Source organism: Frigidibacter sp. (assembly GCF_030695035.1).
Lineage (GTDB): Bacteria > Pseudomonadota > Alphaproteobacteria > Rhodobacterales > Rhodobacteraceae > Frigidibacter.
Map to the genome: position 1 here is coordinate 737052 of NZ_JAUYTT010000008.1, position 17207 is coordinate 754258.

Genomic DNA, 17207 nt, shown 5'->3' on the forward strand with positions numbered 1-17207 from the left:
GAAAGGGATTGCGGGATCATCGGATCACCCCGCGCATCGAGATTGCGCCCACTTCGGGGCCGACCCATTGCACCGACTGCACCACTGTGCCGCCCGAGACCCAGTAGAAGTTCTCGAAGTCATTACCGGGGTTGGTGCAGGTCTCGGCGATCACGGTGGCGCGGAACTGCACACCGTCGAAAGCCAGATCCTGGCTGCCGCGCGGGCTGATCTCGCAGACATAGCTGTCGATCTCGATCCCGTTCTGACCATCAAGATAGCGGTGCACCCGCACCGCAAGCCCCGGCCGGCCGGCCAGCACAAGCGCCTGGCTTTCGGCGACATCGGCGCTCATCAGGTCACCGGCCAGCGCACGGGTGCCGGTCATCAGCCCGCCGCGGGTGGACATCGTGACATTGTCCTGGGTGCGCCAGACGCGGTCGCCGTCCCGTTCGGACACCAGCACGAAGGTGGTCAGGGCGTCCCGCTCCAGCACATTCGCGATCATCAGCGGCGCGCCGGCCTCGACCCGGGCGGCAAAATCGGCGGCAACCACCGGCAATGTCTTGGCCTTGGTCGTTGTGCCGCCGCTTGCAATCTCCGAAAGGTCCGCCACCCGGTCACATCCGGCGATCAGCAGCATCGGCACCAGCAAGGTCCAGCCCAGGCGTGAAGCGCGGATCATCGCCAGAACCTCCCCCAGTTGTCCTGCAATTCGGGGCCGTGATAGTCGCGCGTCAGCCCGTAAAGCCGGTTGCGCACATTCAGCCTTGCGCCGCCGTCGCGGGTAACCGGCCGGATCGTCGTGGCAAAGCCGCGCTGCGAGGGTTCGCCAGCCAGCCAGCTGAGCGGGATCGAGATGCGGATGCCCTTGTCGAACGAGCCTTCGCCGAAATCGTCGAAGGACACATCGGTCAGCGTGAAGAATGCGCCGACCGTGAAGCCGTTGCCGAACTCGCGGTCGAGCCCGAAGGTCGCGCCCCAATCGCCGGCGAGGTAGCGGCCCGCGTCAAGCTGGCCCAGATAGCCGCCGCCGAAGTCGTAATAGGCCGACGCGTGGCCCGTCACGACATCGTAGTCCTGAAACCCGAAGCCGCTGTCGAACTCGCGCTGGACGGCGTAGTTCAGCTCGGCCCCAAGCGCGAGGCGACTGGCGACCGGCTTCCACAGCACCTCGCCCGACACGCCGCCATACATCCGCTCCAGATAGCCCGCCGTCACCCGGCCATAAAGGTCCGGGCCGGGCCGGAAGAAGTATTCGCCGGTCAGATGGGTGATCTCGGCTTCCTCGGTCTTGTCATACAGCGTCACGTCCGAGCGCACATGCTGGATGACCGAGTTCGAGACCCGGGTGGATTCATCAAGATTGCCGACGACCTTCTGGCGAACCGAGCCCGACACGATCATCCCCGGCGCAAGGTCGAGCCCGAAGGACAGCTGCGCACCGAAATCGGCGCGCAGGGGCGCGTCGGGGTCGAAGAATGCCTGCTGCGAATAGGGAGCAATCTGCCATTCGAAGGCCGGGTATTGCCGCATCGGCGCGCCGGCCGGGTCGAAACGCGACCCGGCCGCATCGGCGATGTCGGCGCGGGCAAAGGATTGCCAGGATCCGTCGGGGGCCAGTTCCAGCTCTTCCAGATCGGCGCGGCGCAGGGTGATGGCCGAGGCTGGGATGCCCCGCACCACGGGCACGATGCGGAAGGTGCCCACGGCAGCCGGAAGCGTCGCCGTCAGCACCCGCGCGGTGCGGCCCACTGCCTGTGGCGCCGCATCATAGCTGCCATTGCGGACGCGGACCGTTGCGGTGCTGCCGGTGATCGACAGCGATTCCAGCTCGATCCCCTGCGGCTTCAGCGCCGCAGCAACCCGCGCGCTGAGCGTCTCGCCCGGCACATCGCCCCACGAGGCCGCGGCGCGCTGATCGGCCAGCGCAACCGGCACCACCGGCGGCGGCGCCGGCTCGCGCCCCGAAGTGAAGCGGGCCTTCGCCGGATCGAAGGCGAGGGTCGCCATCATGCCGAATTCCGAGCCGTGCAGCGCGAAGCCGGTCAGATCGACGCCATTGCGCATCCGGTAGGTCGCGGCAAAGTTGAAGGGCGTGCGGCGGTCAAACCCGGCAAAATCCGTCTCACGTTCATAGGCGTCAGAGGAGTATTCCGCCTTAAAGGACAGCCGGTCCGACGGGCGCCACTCCACACCGCCGAACAGCGCGGCCGGCCCGCGGAAGAAGGAATCGAACGCCACCTGCCCGGTATCGCTGATATCGCTGAAGCTGTCAGGACGGTCGTTGAACCCGTCCGCGATGACGCCAAGCGGGTTGTCAAAGCTGCCATAGCTGCCAAGCCGGCCCCAGCCGATGCCGCCCGTCACCACCAGATCCGGGCGCAGATGCTTGGAGGCCGCAACGAACTCCGAAGCGAACACCCCGGTCCCGCCGAAGTCGCGCAACCCGACGACGACGCCCGGCACGAAATTACCTTCGCGGCTGATCTGATAGCTGACGTCGAAGCTGCGGTCATAAAGCTCTTGATCGTCACCCGGTCCGTAATAGTTGTCGATGACCGAATAGCGGAAGGTGCCCGACAGCCGCGGCGCAATCTGGAAGGTCAGCGCAGTGCGCAGCACGCCACTATAGGTGTTCGTGGTCAGCGCAAACTCGCCATCGGCCGGCATTTCGCCGGTGGGCATGTCGATCAGGCCGGTCGAGCCATACAGCGAATAGGTCGGCCTGTCCTGCGCTGCGGCGGCAGTCGCGGCAAGAACTGCCAGAGTTGACAGGGCCCAAAAACCTGCCCGGCGTCGGGCCGGCGCCACACGGACCAAGGCCATTGGTGCTGAAATCCCGTTCATCGTCCCCGGCTGCTTTGGTCCGTTCAACACTCTGTTAAATACTGTGTCGCAGTGCAGCAAGCCTGAATATCCGGGGTTGGCAGGTTTCTTCCGAAGGTGTCCTATCGGCATCCATCAGCCCCTGTGCCGTGATCGTGACGAAGCGGACGCTGGCCAGCCTGTCTATTCTATTGGCAAAGCGCGCAGGATTTTCTATTCGGAGGCCATGACGTTGTTTTCGAGTATGATCCGCATGTGGCGCGGCCCTACCCCGCGCCCCGAACCTGAGCAGGCCCAAGACCTGCCCGAGGCACAACTTGCGGCCCTGTCGCCCGATCAGCCGCTCTGCGTGATCGGCGACATCCACGGCTGCGCCAGCTTGCTGGACATCCTCTCGCGCAAGATCGCGGAGGAGGTCGATGACGACACACGCATCATCGGCGTCGGCGACTATGTGGACCGCGGCGATGCCAGCGCAGACGTGCTGCGGATGTTGATGGCCGAGGCCACGCCGACCGGCAGCCGCCTGACCTGCCTTGCTGGCAACCACGAAGACATGTTGCTTGGATTTCTGGACGACCCGCAACAGACCGGCCCGCGCTGGCTGCGATATGGCGGGCTGCAGACCCTTGCAAGCTTCGGTCTGCGCGGAATCAGCGAGACGATGAGCGGCACGGACCTGGAACGCGCACGGGACGGCCTGCGCGAGGCAATGGGGCCAGAGCTTGAACACTGGCTGCGCGGGCTGCCGCTCTATGTGCAAAGCGGCAATGTCGCGGTGGTTCATGCCGGCGCCAATCCCGACCTTCCGATCCTTCAGCAAGATCGCAAATCGCTGCTCTGGGGCCATGCCGAATTTTTCAGGCGCCCTCGCTCTGACGGCCTCTGGGTTGCGCATGGGCATACCGTGGTGCCCGAAATCCGCCAGCAGGGCGGGCGCATCTCGGTGGACACCGGCGCCTATGCGACCGGCCGGCTGAGTGCAGCGATTCTTTACCCGGATGGGGGCACCCGGCACCTTTCGACCTGACCGCGCGGCCAAACCGAAGCAGGTGAGGCGGCGGATGTCTGCGGTGGTCCGATGCCGTGGCCCGTGATTCTCATCATTTCATTTGCATACTGTGTACAAACTAGGCAAATGTCATCGTATAGATACAAAGCGTTTGCCCTAACGTCACTTTTTGGCGTCAAGAGCAGGGGCGACGGCAGGAACCCGCTGGCCTTCGCAACTGCAGCATTTTAAGACTTGCGAAACCATGCACGGCCCGGCGATGATAGAACAGGTTAGCGGTGCATGTCGTCGCATAGCGAGTAGCGAGCCAGCGCATCAGCCAGAAGGTTGCTCTGTCGCGTTTGATAATAACGGCAAAGCATCTGCTGTGCCGGAACCAGTTACAACTTCAAGCAATTCGACCCAACTTGAGCGGGAGACAGTGATGAAACATGTGGTGATTTCAGATAGTTTCGACCACATCGACGCCGCCGGCTCGAGCGTAGGTCGTCGATACCTTGGGGCGCCGAAGCGTGTTGCCGATCTTCTGATCGCCTTCCTGATTCTTCCTGTGGTTGCACCGGTGATCGGGGTGCTGTGGCTGCTGACCCGCCTTGATGGCGGCAAAGGCTTCTTCGGGCATACCCGGATCGGCCGCGGTGGCACCCCCTTCAAGTGCTGGAAAATCCGCACGATGGTGCCGGATGCAGAAGCGAAACTGCAGCACTACCTGGCCGAGAACCCGGTGGCTGCGGCGCAGTGGGTCCGCGAATACAAGCTGGACAACGACCCGCGCATCACGCGGATCGGGAACTTCCTGCGCAAGACCAGCCTCGACGAGCTGCCCCAGATCTGGAACGTGCTCACCGGCGAGATGAGCTTTGTCGGGCCGCGCCCGGTGATCGAGGCCGAGCTTGCCAAGTATCACGGGTCCGAATGGGCTTACCTGTCGATGCGTCCCGGGATCACCGGGCTGTGGCAGGTCTCGGGCCGCAACGATGTCAGCTATGACGAGCGGGTCCAGTTGGATGTGACCTACGCCAGAAACCTGTCGTTCGGCGCCGATCTGCGGATCATCGTCAAGACGGCATCGGCAGTCCTGAACCGCACCGGCCGCTGAGTTCAAGCAGCCCCGGACTGTCCGCTGATCGGACGGCCCGGGGCGCATCCAGGCTAGAAAATTAGGGCCTGATCCAGCGCCCCGTTCACTTTCAAGAATTTCAAGAATTTGCGCGGCGTGTCGTCAAGACGCCAAGCCTGCGCCAGAGATCCCCAGTTCCGCCATCCTTACATAACGAGACTGTCGGGGTAGCCGCTCTGGCGGCGCCCGAGGCGGCATGTCCGCCGGCACCGGCGCAATGCCCGCCGCGCGCCCCCGCGGCGATCTGACGGTGACCTCCCCGCTCTCTCATCGAAGTTCGCACACACACAGCAAAACGCCCGGCCACTTGGGACCGGGCGTTGCGCTATCGTACTGTCCGTGCCGGGATCAGTCTGCGCCGAACAGGTCGCGCGTGTAGACCTTGTCCGCCACGTCGGCCAGTTCCGGCGCCGCCCGGTTGGCCACGATCACATCCGCCTCTGCCTTGAACGCCTCCAGATCGCGGATCACCCGCGAGTTGAAGAAGTCCTCGGCATCCAGCGCCGGTTCATAGACAATGACCTCGATGCCCTTTGCCTTGACCCGCTTCATGATCCCCTGGATCGAGCTTTGCCGGAAGTTGTCCGATCCCGCCTTCATCACCAGTCGGTAGATGCCCACCACCTTGGGTTTGCGCGCGACGATCTGGTCGGCGATGAAATCCTTGCGGGTGCGGTTCGCCTCGACAATGGCACCGATGATGACCTGCGGCACCTCGTCGTAATTGGCCAGCAGCTGCTTGGTGTCCTTGGGCAGGCAATAGCCGCCATAGCCGAAGGACGGGTTGTTGTAATGGCTGCCGATCCGCGGATCGAGGCTGACCCCGTCGATGATCTGCCGCGCATCCAGCCCGCGCGCGACAGAATAGGTGTCGAGCTCGTTGAAGAACGCGACCCGCATGGCGAGGAAGGTGTTGGCGAACAGCTTCACTGCCTCGGCCTCGGACGGGTCGGTGAACAGCACCGGCGCAGTCTTCTCGACCGCGCCCTCCAGCAGCAGCGCGGCAAAGCGCTCCGCCCGCTCCGACCGCTCACCCACCACGATCCGCGATGGATGAAGGTTGTCGTGCAAGGCCTTGCCTTCACGCAAAAATTCCGGGCTGAAGATGAGGTTCTTGGTGCCAAGCGCCAGCGCGGCCGACTGGGTATAGCCCACAGGGATGGTGGACTTGATCACCATCACCGCATCGGGCGCCACCTCCATCACCTTGCGGATCACCGCCTCGACAGAGCTGGTGTCAAAGCGGTTCGTCGCCACGTCATAGTTGGTCGGCGTCGAGATGATGACGAAATCCGCACCGCCATAGGCATCGGCCGGGTCGGTGGTAGCGCGGAAATTCAGATCCCCCCGCGCCAGGAACGCCTCGCAATCGGCATCGACGATGGGGGAGCGGCCGGAGTTCACCAGCGCCACCTTCTCGGGCACCACATCCAGCGCCACGACCTCATTGTGCTGCGCCAGCAGCAGCCCGTTCGACAGGCCGACATAGCCCAGCCCCGCGACGGCAATCTTCATGTTCCGACCTTTCGTATTGTGATGCGGCAGTTCAAGGCAGGCATCAGCCCCTTGCCCCCTGCCCGCGTGCATAGACATCGTCATAGCGCACGATGTCATCTTCGCCGAGATAAGTGCCGGTCTGGACCTCGATCAGCACCATCGGCACCTTTCCCGGATTCTCCAGCCGGTGCACGGCACCCAGCGGGATATAGACCGACTGGTTTTCCGTCACCAGCGTAACAGTATCGTCAATCGTTACCTTCGCCGTTCCCTCAACAACGATCCAATGTTCGGATCGGTGGAAATGGCTTTGCAAGCTTAGCGCCGCGACCGGGTGCACCACGATCCGCTTCACCTGAAAGCGGTTTCCCAGTGACAGCGTCTCATACCAGCCCCAAGGGCGGTGCTCGCGCAAGAAGCTCTCGGCCTGTTTGGCGCCCTTCTTCTTCAGCGCCGTCACCGCCGCCTTCACGTCCTGCGCCCGGCTCATATCGGCGACCAGCACGGCGTCAGGGGTGGCGATGGCGAAGATGTTCTTGAGCCCGATGCCCACGACCTCGAGCCCCTCGGATTCCGACCGCAGCAGCGAATCCTCGCAGTCGATGGCCGTCACCGGCCCGCTGCTGCCGACGCCGCCCGCCGCTTGCGCACCCTCGCGCCAGACCGCATCCCAACCGCCAAGGTCCGACCAGGCGCCGGTGAAGGGCACCACCGCCAGGTTCTCGGCCTTCTCCATCACCGCATAGTCGAGCGAGATATCCTCGGCCCCGGCCCAGGCCGCCGGATCCAGCCGCAGGAAGCCCAGATCGGGCCGCGCCGCCACTACCGCCGCCTCGACCGGCGCCAGCAGCGCCGGGGCATGGGCGCGGAAGGCTGCGATCATATCCTTGGCCGCGAACAGGAAGATCCCGGCATTCCAAAGGTAATTCCCGGCCGCCACCATCTCGGCCGCGCGCGCCACATCCGGCTTTTCCACGAAGCGGGCCAGCGGCATCGCGGCGCCATCAGGCGTGCCCGCCAGCTCCAGATAGCCATAGCCGGTCTCGGCCCGGTCCGGGGTGATGCCAAAGGTCACCATCATCCCTTGCGCCACGGCGGCAAGCCCCGCCGTCACCGCAGTGCGGAATAGCGCCGCATCCGGGATCACATGGTCCGAGGGCGCGACCAGCATCACCGCGTCCGGATCGGCCGCTGCCAGATACAGCGCGGCGGCGAGCACCGCCGGCGCCGTATTGCGGGCCTCGGGCTCGATCAGGATCGCGCCGGGTTCTATCCCCGCCGCAGCCAGCTGCTCGGTCACGATGAAGCGGAAGTCCGACCCGGTCACCACCACCGGCGCCGCAAACCCCGGCCCCGACAACCGCCGCGCCGAAGCTGCAAACAGCGTCTCCTCGCCGACCAGCTTCACGAACTGCTTGGGATAGCTTTTGCGGGACAGCGGCCAAAGCCGCGTCCCCGAGCCACCACATAGCAGAACCGGCGTAATCGACATGGTAATCTGTCTTCCGAAATTCGCGCACCGAATATTTGCGCATCGGGCGCCAGTATGGCTGGCAGATTAAAGTTTCTGCACCTGCAAACAACCCATATCCTGCACCGGCGCAACGCAGGTGCCGAATTGTTGCAATCAGACCAGCCCGACCGTCAAGCTGATCCCGCTCGGCCGGAACTGACCATGCGGCGGATCATCTCGGCCCGGGTCGTTGCGGATGGCGTGCCTCGGCGCGGATATGCGCCGCACCGGTGCTGATCAAAGGATGCGGGGGGCATCGGGGCTGCGGCCGATACCCCCCATTTCGGGTCAACGCCTGGGGGGGCGAAGCCCCACCTCTTGCAACTGGCAAAAGGATTCCGGTCAGTGTGCCGGGACGTATTCCCCCTGCCACAGCGGCTTGGCATTTTCGGCATGGCGCGTCGCGAGCCGGCGCCCCTGCGTCCCTTGCACCAGGGGTCGTGCGGGCTTCGGCAGGCGGCCGTGGTCAAGCTCTGTCAGCTCGGGGAAGATCGCGAGGATTTCCTCCCGGGCCTCGGGGCTCAGCGATTTCAGCGCCTCGGGCCCGGCGAACAGCGATTCGGTTCGCGCGCCCTGTGCAAAGACCACCTCATGCTGGTCGAACAGGAAGTGGCAATATTCGACCCCCTCCACTGCCGCATCCGCCGAGATCCCGGGCAGCGCCAGCAGATGCTTGGCCGCGACAAGTACTTCGCGGTTTCCGAACATCCGTTCGGCAATGGCAGACCGGATCAGCACCCGGTGCTGCGGCGACACCACAAGATCGCGCACCGGCAGGCCATCGCCCAGAGCCCCCGCCGTAATCCGGATCGGGCACAGGTTCGGGTTTGCACGCAACTCATCGGCGTTCAGACGGCGGCTGCCGATCCAGCGGATCGGCTTGAAGCCATTGTCCAGCGTCATCACCAGATCACCCTGCTGCAGCGCCTCGACCGCCACCTCGCCGCGCGGGGTCAGGATGCCGGTGCCGCTGGTGAAGCAGGGCACGTGGCAGATCGGATCCGGCGGCGTCCAGTCTTCATCGACATCGGCCGCGCCTTCGAACGTGCTGTAGCTCACGCCCTCAAAGGTCAGCGGTTTACCGTTCGAGGACCAGGTGCCATCCGCACTCTGGGTCCAGCCCGCCGCCGTGGCAGACGTGGCAAAGCCCGCTTCCTTGCCCAAGGGGGCCGTCACGGTAATGCCGTCGGTCCCGTCGCCGCCCGTGATCTTCGCCGTCACGCCATCGGCCGCCGTGCCAAGGACCAGCGAGTCATTGCCGCCCTGCAGCGCAATCGACCCGACAGTCCAGTTGTCGCCGATCGTCAGATATTCCGCACCCGAGGTCGAGCCGGTCCAGGAGGTGCCAAGCGTGAAATCGTTACCCACCACCGAATGGTTGGTGTTGCCGGCCCCGCCCATCGCGACATAGGTGCCAACGCTGGCGCCATCGCCCATGACAAGGCTCTGGGTGTTGTACGACCCGCCCACGGCGACATAGGTGCCGACGCTGACGTCATCGCCCGCGGTGATGCTCTGGGTGTTGTGCGACCCGCCCATCGAGATGTTGCCGCCGATGGCGGCGCCATCGCCAAGCGACAGTGACTGAGTGTTGTACGATCCGCCCATCAGGGTGGAACCTTCCACATCGGTGCCCGCGCCGACGCCCACGCAGAGGGTGGAATGGGATCCGCCGGCATAGATCGCCTCGACCTCGCCCCCGGCGCCGACCGAGATGCTGCCGTCGATATACGATCCGCCCATCGCGATGTCGCCGGTATCGGCATCGTCGCCGACCTTCACCGAGATGGTGTTGTAGGACCCGCCCACCGCGATCACGCCGACCGTCACGCTGTCGCCGGTCTCCACCGACATGTCGCCGTAGCTGCCGCCCACCGTGATGTCGCCATCGACGGTGCTGCCGTCGCCGAGCGTCACCTTCGCCGAATAGTCGGAGGTATCGCCATCGGGGTTCTGGCGGCCGCTGCCGCCCATGGCGATATTGCCGTCGATGGTGGCATTCTCGCCGGTGGTGAACTCGTTGTGGGTGTAGCTGCCCCCCATCGAGATGCCATGATCCAGCGTGGCATTGTCACCCACCGTAAAAGACTGGCTGCCATTGTCGGCAACGGTTCCCGACCCGTCGAGGGCGATGGTGGAATTGAAGGTGGCGTCATTGCCAAACTCAACCGTCGAATCGGTTCGCGAGCCGACAAGGGCGCCATTCACGGTGACATTGTCACCGGCATTCACCACCAGCTCATCGGAGTTATAGGCAGAGATCGAGCCCACGGTTGCGTTGTCGCCGACATTCACGTTCAGCGAGTCGCCACTCGAGTGAATCGTCGCGTAATCCGCATCGACCCCTTCGCCGATGGTCACCGTGGCATTGGTCGTGCCGGCAGAACTGATGGTGATATCACCAACCTTGGATCCACCCGTCAGATCCTGGTCAATGAACACATCGAATGTGGCATTGCCGGTGAAGGTGATCGAATTCGTCACACCGCCGTCAATGTGATAGACGTCACCGTCCGAGGCGGCGATCGACCCCGCGCTGACCTGCGGGTAGCCGTTGACGTTATCCGCATCGAGAATGGATGCGTCGCCGGAGACGACATAATAGACGGTCATTTCCGCACCTCGGGCGCCGAGAGGCGTTTGGTCGGCGGGATGGAAAATGCGGCGATTGCGCCGCAGGGCGCAGGCAACTTGAAGACCTTCATGGCAGCGTTCCTTGGCGACAGTGGTTGAGCGCGCCCTGCGCGGCGTGTGGAGTCCCTCGGACTGCGCCACTTGCCGCGCCCCCGGCGACAGGCTCCACAGTCTTCAGGATCACCACCGCAGGGTGGCCGAATTGCATTAATACCTCATGCCGCACGACCTGCCGGGACCGACAGGCAAAGCCGTGACAGGCCCGCCGCAACGCAGAAATGTCGCGAGTGGCACATTGTGGCAGGATTGCGGGCGCCGATGCCGCGATCCATCGAGTAAGAGGCCCGTCTTTGTTTCCCCCAACAGGTCAATGAGCGGACTGGCCACTCACGACACAAACGCAGGTCGCGAAGCGTTAAATGGACTGAAAGGAATTTCGTGAGAGACCTTTCACGACATGGTAATGGAGGACGTTGCGTCTAAGATCGGTGACGACCGGGGCGGGCAGGTTGAAAAATCAACAGTTTTCCGCCTTGCTGGCGCCATGAGTACTTGAAGGGGAAGAGGAGCAGGCACTTTGGATGGTGCAAAACGGATTGTTTCGCCGATTGCGATAACCTTCATCGATGGAACCCATGCGCTTCTCGTGACCGATTCGGCATCCGAGATCTTCCTCCACCCGCTGTTCCTGAAGTTCATCTTCATCTGTGTCGCGCTGAGTGGCCTGATGGATCGCACCCCCTGGGGCAGCACCGCATTCACCGCGCCGGAGCTGTTTCTGATTTGGGCGATCATCGCCGCTGCAATGCTTGTCTGGTACGCAGCGGCGCTGTTCGTGATTCTATTCCTCGTGCGACGCCGGATCATCCAATCCGTGTATACGCCGGTGTTCATTCAACCGTCGCTTGCGGTAACCCATGTGTCCTTCTACATTTTCGTCGTGGTGGTTCATGGCCAGACTCCGACTTGGGGCGACCTGGCCGTTCCCATCGTAAACTCCATATTCGTGATGGCACTGTTCGAACTGGCCTTTGCCAATTTCGTGGCGCCATTGCATCCGGCTTTTGTCGTTGACCGATCCGGGATTGCGCCGACGCGAAAACCCGCACCGCGCTTGGCGGAAGCAGAAATTGCGCCACCCTCCGCCCCCAACGATCCGAAGGGCGATGCCGCAGAAACCCTTCGAATTGATACCGGGCAGACGGTCCCCAGCACGCCCCCTCTTCCCGAAACGGCAGAGGACTGCGAAAATGATCTTCAGATCGGCTCTGAAACTCTGACCATGAAGGCGATCCGCCTTGTTCGCGCCGACGACCATTACCTGCATGTCACGATGCACAATCGGCAGCTGATGATCCGGGGCAAGTTGTTTCGGCTGATCTCTCAGATCGACGAGGATCTCGGCCTGCAGATCAATCGCTCGGTCTGGGTCGCGTTCGACTATATTGCAGATATCCGGAAGCTGGCGCCAACCAAGCTGGAGCTGGTCACCGAAACCGGAGAGAGTTTCCTGGTGTCAAAATATCGCAGGGTGGCCTTCCATGCCGCCTATGAACGATGGCTGCGGGACTCCAACAAGCAGGAGATGACGGGGTCCGAACCTGGTTGACCCGGTGGGCTGCACCCGTCAGGCCCCGCCCCGCCGCTATGCGCGCTTCCGCAGCTGCACCAGCACCGCCAGCAGGCTGAAACCCAACCCGGCGGCGGTGACAGCGTTCCACCCGCCCCATTGCCAGGCCGCCGTACGACCTTCCGCATCCTTCTGCCCGCAGCAGGTGCAGGCGCATGACCAAAAGCCCTCCCGAAACCGCTTTCGTCGCCATCGTGGATGATGATCCGGGGGTCCGCTCTGCGCTCGACAGCCTGTTCCGCTCCATCGGCCTCGCCACCCGGCTCTTTGCCGCGCCAGCCGATCTGCTGGCCGCCGAGCTGCCCCTGGGGCCCGGCTGCCTTGTGCTCGACGTGCGCCTGCCCGGCATCAGCGGCCTCGACTTTCAGGATCAGCTCGCCCGGCAGGGCACCCCTCGCCCCGTCGTGTTCATGACCGGCCATGGCGATATCCCGATGACGGTGCGGGCGATGAAGGCCGGCGCGGTGGACTTCATCGCCAAGCCCTTCCGCGATCAGGACATGCTGGATGCCGTCGCCGCCGCCATTGACCTGGACCGCACCCGCCGCAGCGAGAGCGCCGATCTGGCGAACCTCCGCGCCCGCTATGACACGCTGACCCCGCGCGAGCGCGAGGTGATGGCCCATGTCGTCACCGGGCTGATGAACAAGCAGGTGGCCGGGATCATCGGCCTGTCCGAGATCACGGTGAAGATCCATCGCGGCACGATGATGCGCAAGATGGGCACCCGCACGCTGGCCGATCTGGTGCGGCAGGCGGCGGCGCTTGGCATTTCGGCACCATAGCAGTCAAACCTGCGTATAATGGTGCGCGCCCCGGCAAGCGCGCATAGATGGGGCCAACCCACCCTTGCGGCGCCCCCTGCGCCCCCCAGGTCCACCGGAAAGCATCCCCGATGCGTCAGACCCCGATCATAGCCATCATCGACGATGATGAGGGCGTGCGCACCTCGCTCTCCAGCCTGATCCGGTCGCTGGGGTACGGGGTACGCTGCCATGCCTCGGCCCTGCTGTTCCTGCATGATCCGTCCCCGCCGCCCGATCTGCTGATCACAGATGTGCAGATGCCGGGGATGACCGGCGACGAGTTGCAGCAGGTGCTGCTGGCCCGCGGCTGCCCGCCGCCGATCATCGTCATGACTGCCTTCCCCTCCGACCGCATCCGCGCGGGTGCTGGGGGCCGGCGCGCTGGCCTATCTGGTCAAGCCCACCAGCGGCACCGAAATCGCCGCGGTGCTGGCCGCCGTCTTTCCCGACCCGCCGGGCTGATCGCCCCCCGCAACCCTGGCAGATCCGCGCGCTCATCTATGAACTGCATTCCAAGATGAAGTGCAAAACCCGCCGATTATCAATCGAATTCCACAGGTGTATCTGATGGGTCAGGACATTGATGGGGCCTTGGCCCTGACGGACAGGAGACAAAGATGCACTATCTTACCGCCCATGGGGCGCAGATCCCCGCTCTCGGCTTTGGTGTGTTCCGCATGACGGATGCCCAGGTCGAGACCGTGATCCCCGCCGCGATGGAGGCCGGGTTCCGGCATTTCGACACTGCGCAGATCTATGGGAACGAAGCCGGCCTCGGCCGCGCGCTTGCCGCATCTGGCGCCAAGCGCGAAGAGCTGTTCCTGACCACCAAGGTCTGGGTGGAGAATTACAGCGACGCGCGCTTCCTCGCCTCGGTCGATGAAAGCCTGGACAAGCTCGGCGTCGCTCATGTCGATCTGCTGCTGGCACATTGGCCGGGCAACTCGGTGCCGGTCGAGCAACAGGTGGAATGGCTCAACGCCGCGCAGGCCGCCGGCAAGACCCGCCACATCGGCGTTAGCAACTACAACCGCACGCAGCTGCGCGCCGCAATTGCCGCCAGCCAGGCGCCGATCATCACCAACCAGATCGAGCTGCACCCCTATCTGGACCAATCCGCGATGGCGGCGCTCGCGCAGGAAACCGGCACGCTGCTCACCGGCTATTTCGGCATGGCGGATGGCGCGGTGCCGCAAGACCCGCTGATCGGCCAGATCGCCGCGCGCCACGGCAAGACCGCGGCACAGGTCGGCCTGCGCTGGCTGGTGCAGCAAGGCGCCGTCGCCCTGTCGAAAACCGCCAAACCGCCCCGCGTGGCGGAAAACTTCAACATCTTCGACTTCACCCTGACCAAGACCGACATGGCCGAAATCAGCGGCCTTGCCCGTGCGGATGGCCGTCTGGTCAGCCCCGAAGGCCTCGCCCCCGACTGGGCCGCGTAAGGATATGGACATGACATCTGACAAACCCGGCTCGCGCTGGCCGCTGCTCGCCCTCGCCATCGGCGCCTTTGCCATCGGCGTCACCGAGTTCTCGCCGATGGGCATGTTGCCCGTCATCGCCGAGGGGGTGGATGTGTCGATCCCCTCGGCCGGCCTGCTGGTCAGCGCCTATGCCATCGGCGTGATGGTCGGCGCGCCGGTGATGACGCTGCTGTTCAGCCGCTGGGGCAAGCGCACGGCACTGATGGCGCTGATGGTGATCTTCACGCTTGGCAACATCCTCTCGGCGCTCTCACCCGATTACTGGACGCTGCTGCTGTCGCGGGTCGTCACCAGCCTTAACCACGGCGCGTTCTTCGGGCTTGGCTCGGTCGTGGCCGCCAGCCTTGTGCCCAAGGACAAACAGGCCAGCGCCGTCGCCACCATGTTCATGGGCCTGACGCTGGCCAATGTCGGCGGCGTGCCGCTGGCCACCTGGGTCGGCCAGCAGATCGGCTGGCGCGAGGCCTTTGGCGGCACCGCGGTCCTGGGCCTTGTCACCATCGCCGCGCTCTGGGCCGCCCTGCCCCGCGGCACGCCCGGCGAGCGGCCCGAGGTTCTGCGAGAGCTGAAGGTGCTGACGAGGCGCCCCGTCGTCATCGCCCTCCTGACCACGGTGCTGGGGTCGAGCGCGATGTTCACGCTCTACACCTATGTCGCCCCGATGCTGGAGAGCCTGACGGGCGCATCCGGCGGCTTCGTGACCCTCGCTCTGGTGCTGATCGGCCTTGGCTTCACCTTCGGCAACTGGCTCGGCGGCCGCGTCGCCGACTGGTCGCTGGATGGTGCGACGGCGATCTTCCTTGGCGCCCTCGCCGCAATCATGCTGGTGATCCCTTTCGTGATCGGCACCCCTGCCGGGGCCGCTGTGATCCTGCTGGTCTGGGGCGGCGCGGCTTTTGCCATCGTCCCGCCGGTGCAGATGCGGGTGATGCAGGCGGCGCATGATGCGCCGGGGCTGGCCTCGTCTATCAACATCGGCGCGTTCAACTTCGGCAATGCCATCGGCGCGGCGGCCGGCGGCGCGGCGATCAGCGCGGGCCTCGGCTACGCGGCGGTGCCGGTGGTCGGCGGCCTGCTGGCGGCCGCGGGCCTTGGGCTGGTCTGGCTGGGCAGCCGCCCGGCCCGGCTGGCGGGCTGCGCCGCCTGATGACGGAGCGGGCCGCGGGCTATCGCCTCCGGCCCGTTTCGGTCGCGCCCAGTCACTCTACAAACCTCAGGCTGGTGATGCGCCCGGTCCAGAACGGCTGCGCCATGCCATCCGCGCCGACGCGGGAAATCTCGAAGGCCATCGGCACCCGCACGCCCTCCACCATCTGCACATCGCCCCGCGTCACCCGCTCGCCCGAGCCGTGATAGGGCGTCGTCAGATCCCCCGGCGCCACCGCGTCAAAAGCCAGCAGCGCGCCATCCTCGGCAAAGGTCGCGATCAGCCGCGCCTCGAGCCCCTGCGCCCGCACCACGGCGATGGCGCGGCTGCCGTCCAGCGGCTCCCAGCTCACCGGGCCGCCGGGCAGCAGTGCCATCGGCGCCATCGGGCTTTCCAGCAGCCAGCGCCGCAGCGAGATCACGTCAAGCTCGGGGCTGCCCTCTTCATGCATGACGGTCATCGCCGACAGCACCCTTGCTTCCATCATCATCTGCCCGTCGATATAGCTGTCATAGGCGATGGCCCAGAGCACCCCAAGGATCGGCGTGTCGGCCGAAAACACCAGATCGGGTTGGCGCAGGCTGACCACCTGCCGGGCCGTGGTCGGGGCGAAGCTGTCGGTCATCGGCCGGCGGAACTGGCCTTCCATCTCGATTTTTGCATAGCGCGGCGCCTCGGGCACGCCCTGCGGGAAGGTATAGGCAAAATAGCGGGCGACAGGCTCCGGCAGGGCCGCTTCCGCCACCCGCCCCGCGCCGACAGGCTCGGCTCGCGCGATCAGCTCTGCTTCCAGCACATTGATTTCGGCGCGCGTGCTGCGCGCGAAATAGATCAGCGCCGCGCCGGCAAGAACCGCCGCCACAAGCACGCCAAGGCCGATGAACCGCAAGGTCCGCATGGTCATTCCTTTCCGGGGTTGGGGGCAAGCAGCGCCATCACCGTATCGACGGTTGCCAGCGCCCGCTGCCAGCGCGCCGCCTCGGGCCCCGGCAGCTGCCGGTCAAGGGCCATCATGATCGCGCCATGCACGGCGAACCACATCATCTGCGCGACCTCGGACGCCTCGGCGCCCGCCGCAAATCCCGAAGGCTGCGCCGCCCGCACCCCCGCCACCAGCGGGGCAATCACCGCGTCGCTGAAGCTGATGTCGGGTTGCTCTGCCAGCGCGTGCCGCGGGGCGAAGATCAGGCGATAGAGCGCAGGGTTGTCCCGGGCAAAGATGACATAGTCCCGACCGCCAGCCCGCAGCCGGGCGCAGGGATCCCCGTCGAAGCCCGCGAACCGCTGGCGCTTGGCCTCCATCATCTCGGCGCAGGCGGCGGCGCGGGTCTGGTCCAGCAGATCGTCCTTGCCCTCGAAATGCGCATAGAGCGCCGGGGCGCTGCACCCGACCCGCCGCGCGAGGACCGCCAGTGACAGCCCCTCCGGATCCTCGCGCAGGATCTCGATGGCGGCGGTCAGCGCCCTGGCCTTGATGTCGATTGCCTCATCCTTGCGTGGCCGTGCCATGCTGCGCCCCTTTAAAACTAATACAGTTAATTTAACATGATTAACTT

14 protein-coding genes are annotated in these 17207 nt (G+C 64.9%); 7 read left to right on the forward strand and 7 right to left on the reverse strand.

Annotation, left to right across the window (positions count from 1 at the left end; genetic code table 11):
* Nucleotides 1–16 precede the first annotated feature (16 nt).
* Together Q8S30_RS07690 and Q8S30_RS07695 are read right to left on the reverse strand one after the other, a co-directional pair.
* A complete protein-coding gene (locus Q8S30_RS07690) occupies nt 17–664 on the reverse strand; it encodes a YjbF family lipoprotein (protein ID WP_305665425.1) in 648 nt (215 codons plus the stop codon).
* Nucleotides 661–2808, reverse strand: coding sequence for a YjbH domain-containing protein (locus Q8S30_RS07695; protein WP_305665426.1), 2148 nt, complete (start codon nt 2806–2808; stop codon nt 661–663). The genes Q8S30_RS07690 and Q8S30_RS07695 overlap by 4 nt, the downstream gene beginning before the upstream one ends.
* A 226-nt stretch (nt 2809–3034) precedes the next feature.
* On the opposite strand from Q8S30_RS07695, the gene Q8S30_RS07700 reads away from it, so the two are divergent.
* Together Q8S30_RS07700 and Q8S30_RS07705 are read left to right on the forward strand one after the other, a co-directional pair.
* Complete coding sequence (locus Q8S30_RS07700) at nt 3035–3838, forward strand: metallophosphoesterase (protein ID WP_305665427.1); 804 nt, start codon at nt 3035–3037, stop codon at nt 3836–3838.
* 406 nt (nt 3839–4244) lie between these two features.
* Entirely contained in the window at nt 4245–4919 is a 675-nt protein-coding gene (locus Q8S30_RS07705; protein ID WP_305665428.1) for a sugar transferase, read from the forward strand.
* Nucleotides 4920–5288: 369 nt separating this feature from the next.
* Here Q8S30_RS07705 and Q8S30_RS07710 read toward each other — a convergent pair whose 3' ends face one another.
* The 3 genes from Q8S30_RS07710 to Q8S30_RS07720 all read right to left on the reverse strand — a co-directional run bounded on the left by Q8S30_RS07710 (nt 5289) and on the right by Q8S30_RS07720 (nt 10563).
* A complete protein-coding gene (locus Q8S30_RS07710; protein ID WP_305665429.1) occupies nt 5289–6455 on the reverse strand; it encodes a nucleotide sugar dehydrogenase in 1167 nt (388 codons plus the stop codon).
* Between the two features lie 43 nt (nt 6456–6498).
* On the reverse strand, nt 6499–7929 hold the full coding sequence (locus tag Q8S30_RS07715; protein ID WP_305665430.1) for a mannose-1-phosphate guanylyltransferase/mannose-6-phosphate isomerase: 1431 nt from the start codon (nt 7927–7929) through the stop codon (nt 6499–6501).
* Between the two features lie 363 nt (nt 7930–8292).
* Nucleotides 8293–10563 carry a Hint domain-containing protein gene (locus Q8S30_RS07720; protein WP_305665431.1) on the reverse strand — a complete coding sequence of 757 codons (2271 nt, stop codon included), beginning with the start codon at nt 10561–10563 and terminating at the stop codon, nt 8293–8295.
* A 598-nt stretch (nt 10564–11161) separates the two neighbouring features.
* Here Q8S30_RS07720 and Q8S30_RS07725 point away from each other — a divergent pair.
* From Q8S30_RS07725 to Q8S30_RS07745, 5 genes are all read left to right on the forward strand, one after another.
* Nucleotides 11162–12193, forward strand: coding sequence for a LytTR family DNA-binding domain-containing protein (locus tag Q8S30_RS07725; protein ID WP_305665432.1), 1032 nt, complete (start codon nt 11162–11164; stop codon nt 12191–12193).
* A gap of 176 nt (nt 12194–12369) precedes the next feature.
* A complete protein-coding gene (locus tag Q8S30_RS07730; protein ID WP_305665433.1) occupies nt 12370–12999 on the forward strand; it encodes a response regulator transcription factor in 630 nt (209 codons plus the stop codon).
* Nucleotides 13000–13109: 110 nt separating this feature from the next.
* Entirely contained in the window at nt 13110–13541 is a 432-nt protein-coding gene (locus Q8S30_RS07735; protein WP_305665434.1) for a response regulator transcription factor, read from the forward strand.
* Nucleotides 13542–13637: 96 nt separating this feature from the next.
* The gene (locus Q8S30_RS07740) at nt 13638–14462 is read left to right on the forward strand and encodes an aldo/keto reductase (RefSeq protein WP_305665435.1); all 825 of its coding nucleotides are present in this window, start codon (nt 13638–13640) and stop codon (nt 14460–14462) included.
* A 10-nt stretch (nt 14463–14472) separates the two neighbouring features.
* Nucleotides 14473–15651, forward strand: coding sequence for an MFS transporter (locus Q8S30_RS07745; protein ID WP_305665436.1), 1179 nt, complete (start codon nt 14473–14475; stop codon nt 15649–15651).
* Nucleotides 15652–15703: 52 nt separating this feature from the next.
* Here the strand turns inward: Q8S30_RS07745 and Q8S30_RS07750 are convergent, their stop codons facing one another.
* Together Q8S30_RS07750 and Q8S30_RS07755 are read right to left on the reverse strand one after the other, a co-directional pair.
* Nucleotides 15704–16555: a DUF6544 family protein gene (locus Q8S30_RS07750; RefSeq protein ID WP_305665437.1), complete on the reverse strand. Its 852-nt coding sequence runs from the start codon at nt 16553–16555 to the stop codon at nt 15704–15706.
* Nucleotides 16552–17160: a TetR/AcrR family transcriptional regulator gene (locus tag Q8S30_RS07755; RefSeq protein ID WP_305665438.1), complete on the reverse strand. Its 609-nt coding sequence runs from the start codon at nt 17158–17160 to the stop codon at nt 16552–16554. The genes Q8S30_RS07750 and Q8S30_RS07755 overlap by 4 nt, the downstream gene beginning before the upstream one ends.
* Nucleotides 17161–17207: the final 47 nt, after the last annotated feature.

What these genes read in the sequence shown, in the direction of transcription:
- Q8S30_RS07735 (WP_305665434.1), top strand. Translation starts at nt 13,110, where the DNA reads ATGCGTCAGACCCCGATCATAGCCATCATCGACGATGATGAGGGCGTG.
- Q8S30_RS07695 (WP_305665426.1), bottom strand. Translation starts at nt 2,808, where the DNA reads ATGGCCTTGGTCCGTGTGGCGCCGGCCCGACGCCGGGCAGGTTTTTGG.
- Q8S30_RS07730 (WP_305665433.1), top strand. Translation starts at nt 12,370, where the DNA reads ATGACCAAAAGCCCTCCCGAAACCGCTTTCGTCGCCATCGTGGATGAT.
- Q8S30_RS07720 (WP_305665431.1), bottom strand. Translation starts at nt 10,563, where the DNA reads ATGACCGTCTATTATGTCGTCTCCGGCGACGCATCCATTCTCGATGCG.
- Q8S30_RS07745 (WP_305665436.1), top strand. Translation starts at nt 14,473, where the DNA reads ATGACATCTGACAAACCCGGCTCGCGCTGGCCGCTGCTCGCCCTCGCC.
- Q8S30_RS07715 (WP_305665430.1), bottom strand. Translation starts at nt 7,929, where the DNA reads ATGTCGATTACGCCGGTTCTGCTATGTGGTGGCTCGGGGACGCGGCTT.
- Q8S30_RS07755 (WP_305665438.1), bottom strand. Translation starts at nt 17,160, where the DNA reads ATGGCACGGCCACGCAAGGATGAGGCAATCGACATCAAGGCCAGGGCG.
- Q8S30_RS07750 (WP_305665437.1), bottom strand. Translation starts at nt 16,555, where the DNA reads ATGACCATGCGGACCTTGCGGTTCATCGGCCTTGGCGTGCTTGTGGCG.
- Q8S30_RS07705 (WP_305665428.1), top strand. Translation starts at nt 4,245, where the DNA reads ATGAAACATGTGGTGATTTCAGATAGTTTCGACCACATCGACGCCGCC.
- Q8S30_RS07710 (WP_305665429.1), bottom strand. Translation starts at nt 6,455, where the DNA reads ATGAAGATTGCCGTCGCGGGGCTGGGCTATGTCGGCCTGTCGAACGGG.
- Q8S30_RS07700 (WP_305665427.1), top strand. Translation starts at nt 3,035, where the DNA reads ATGACGTTGTTTTCGAGTATGATCCGCATGTGGCGCGGCCCTACCCCG.
- Q8S30_RS07740 (WP_305665435.1), top strand. Translation starts at nt 13,638, where the DNA reads ATGCACTATCTTACCGCCCATGGGGCGCAGATCCCCGCTCTCGGCTTT.
- Q8S30_RS07690 (WP_305665425.1), bottom strand. Translation starts at nt 664, where the DNA reads ATGATCCGCGCTTCACGCCTGGGCTGGACCTTGCTGGTGCCGATGCTG.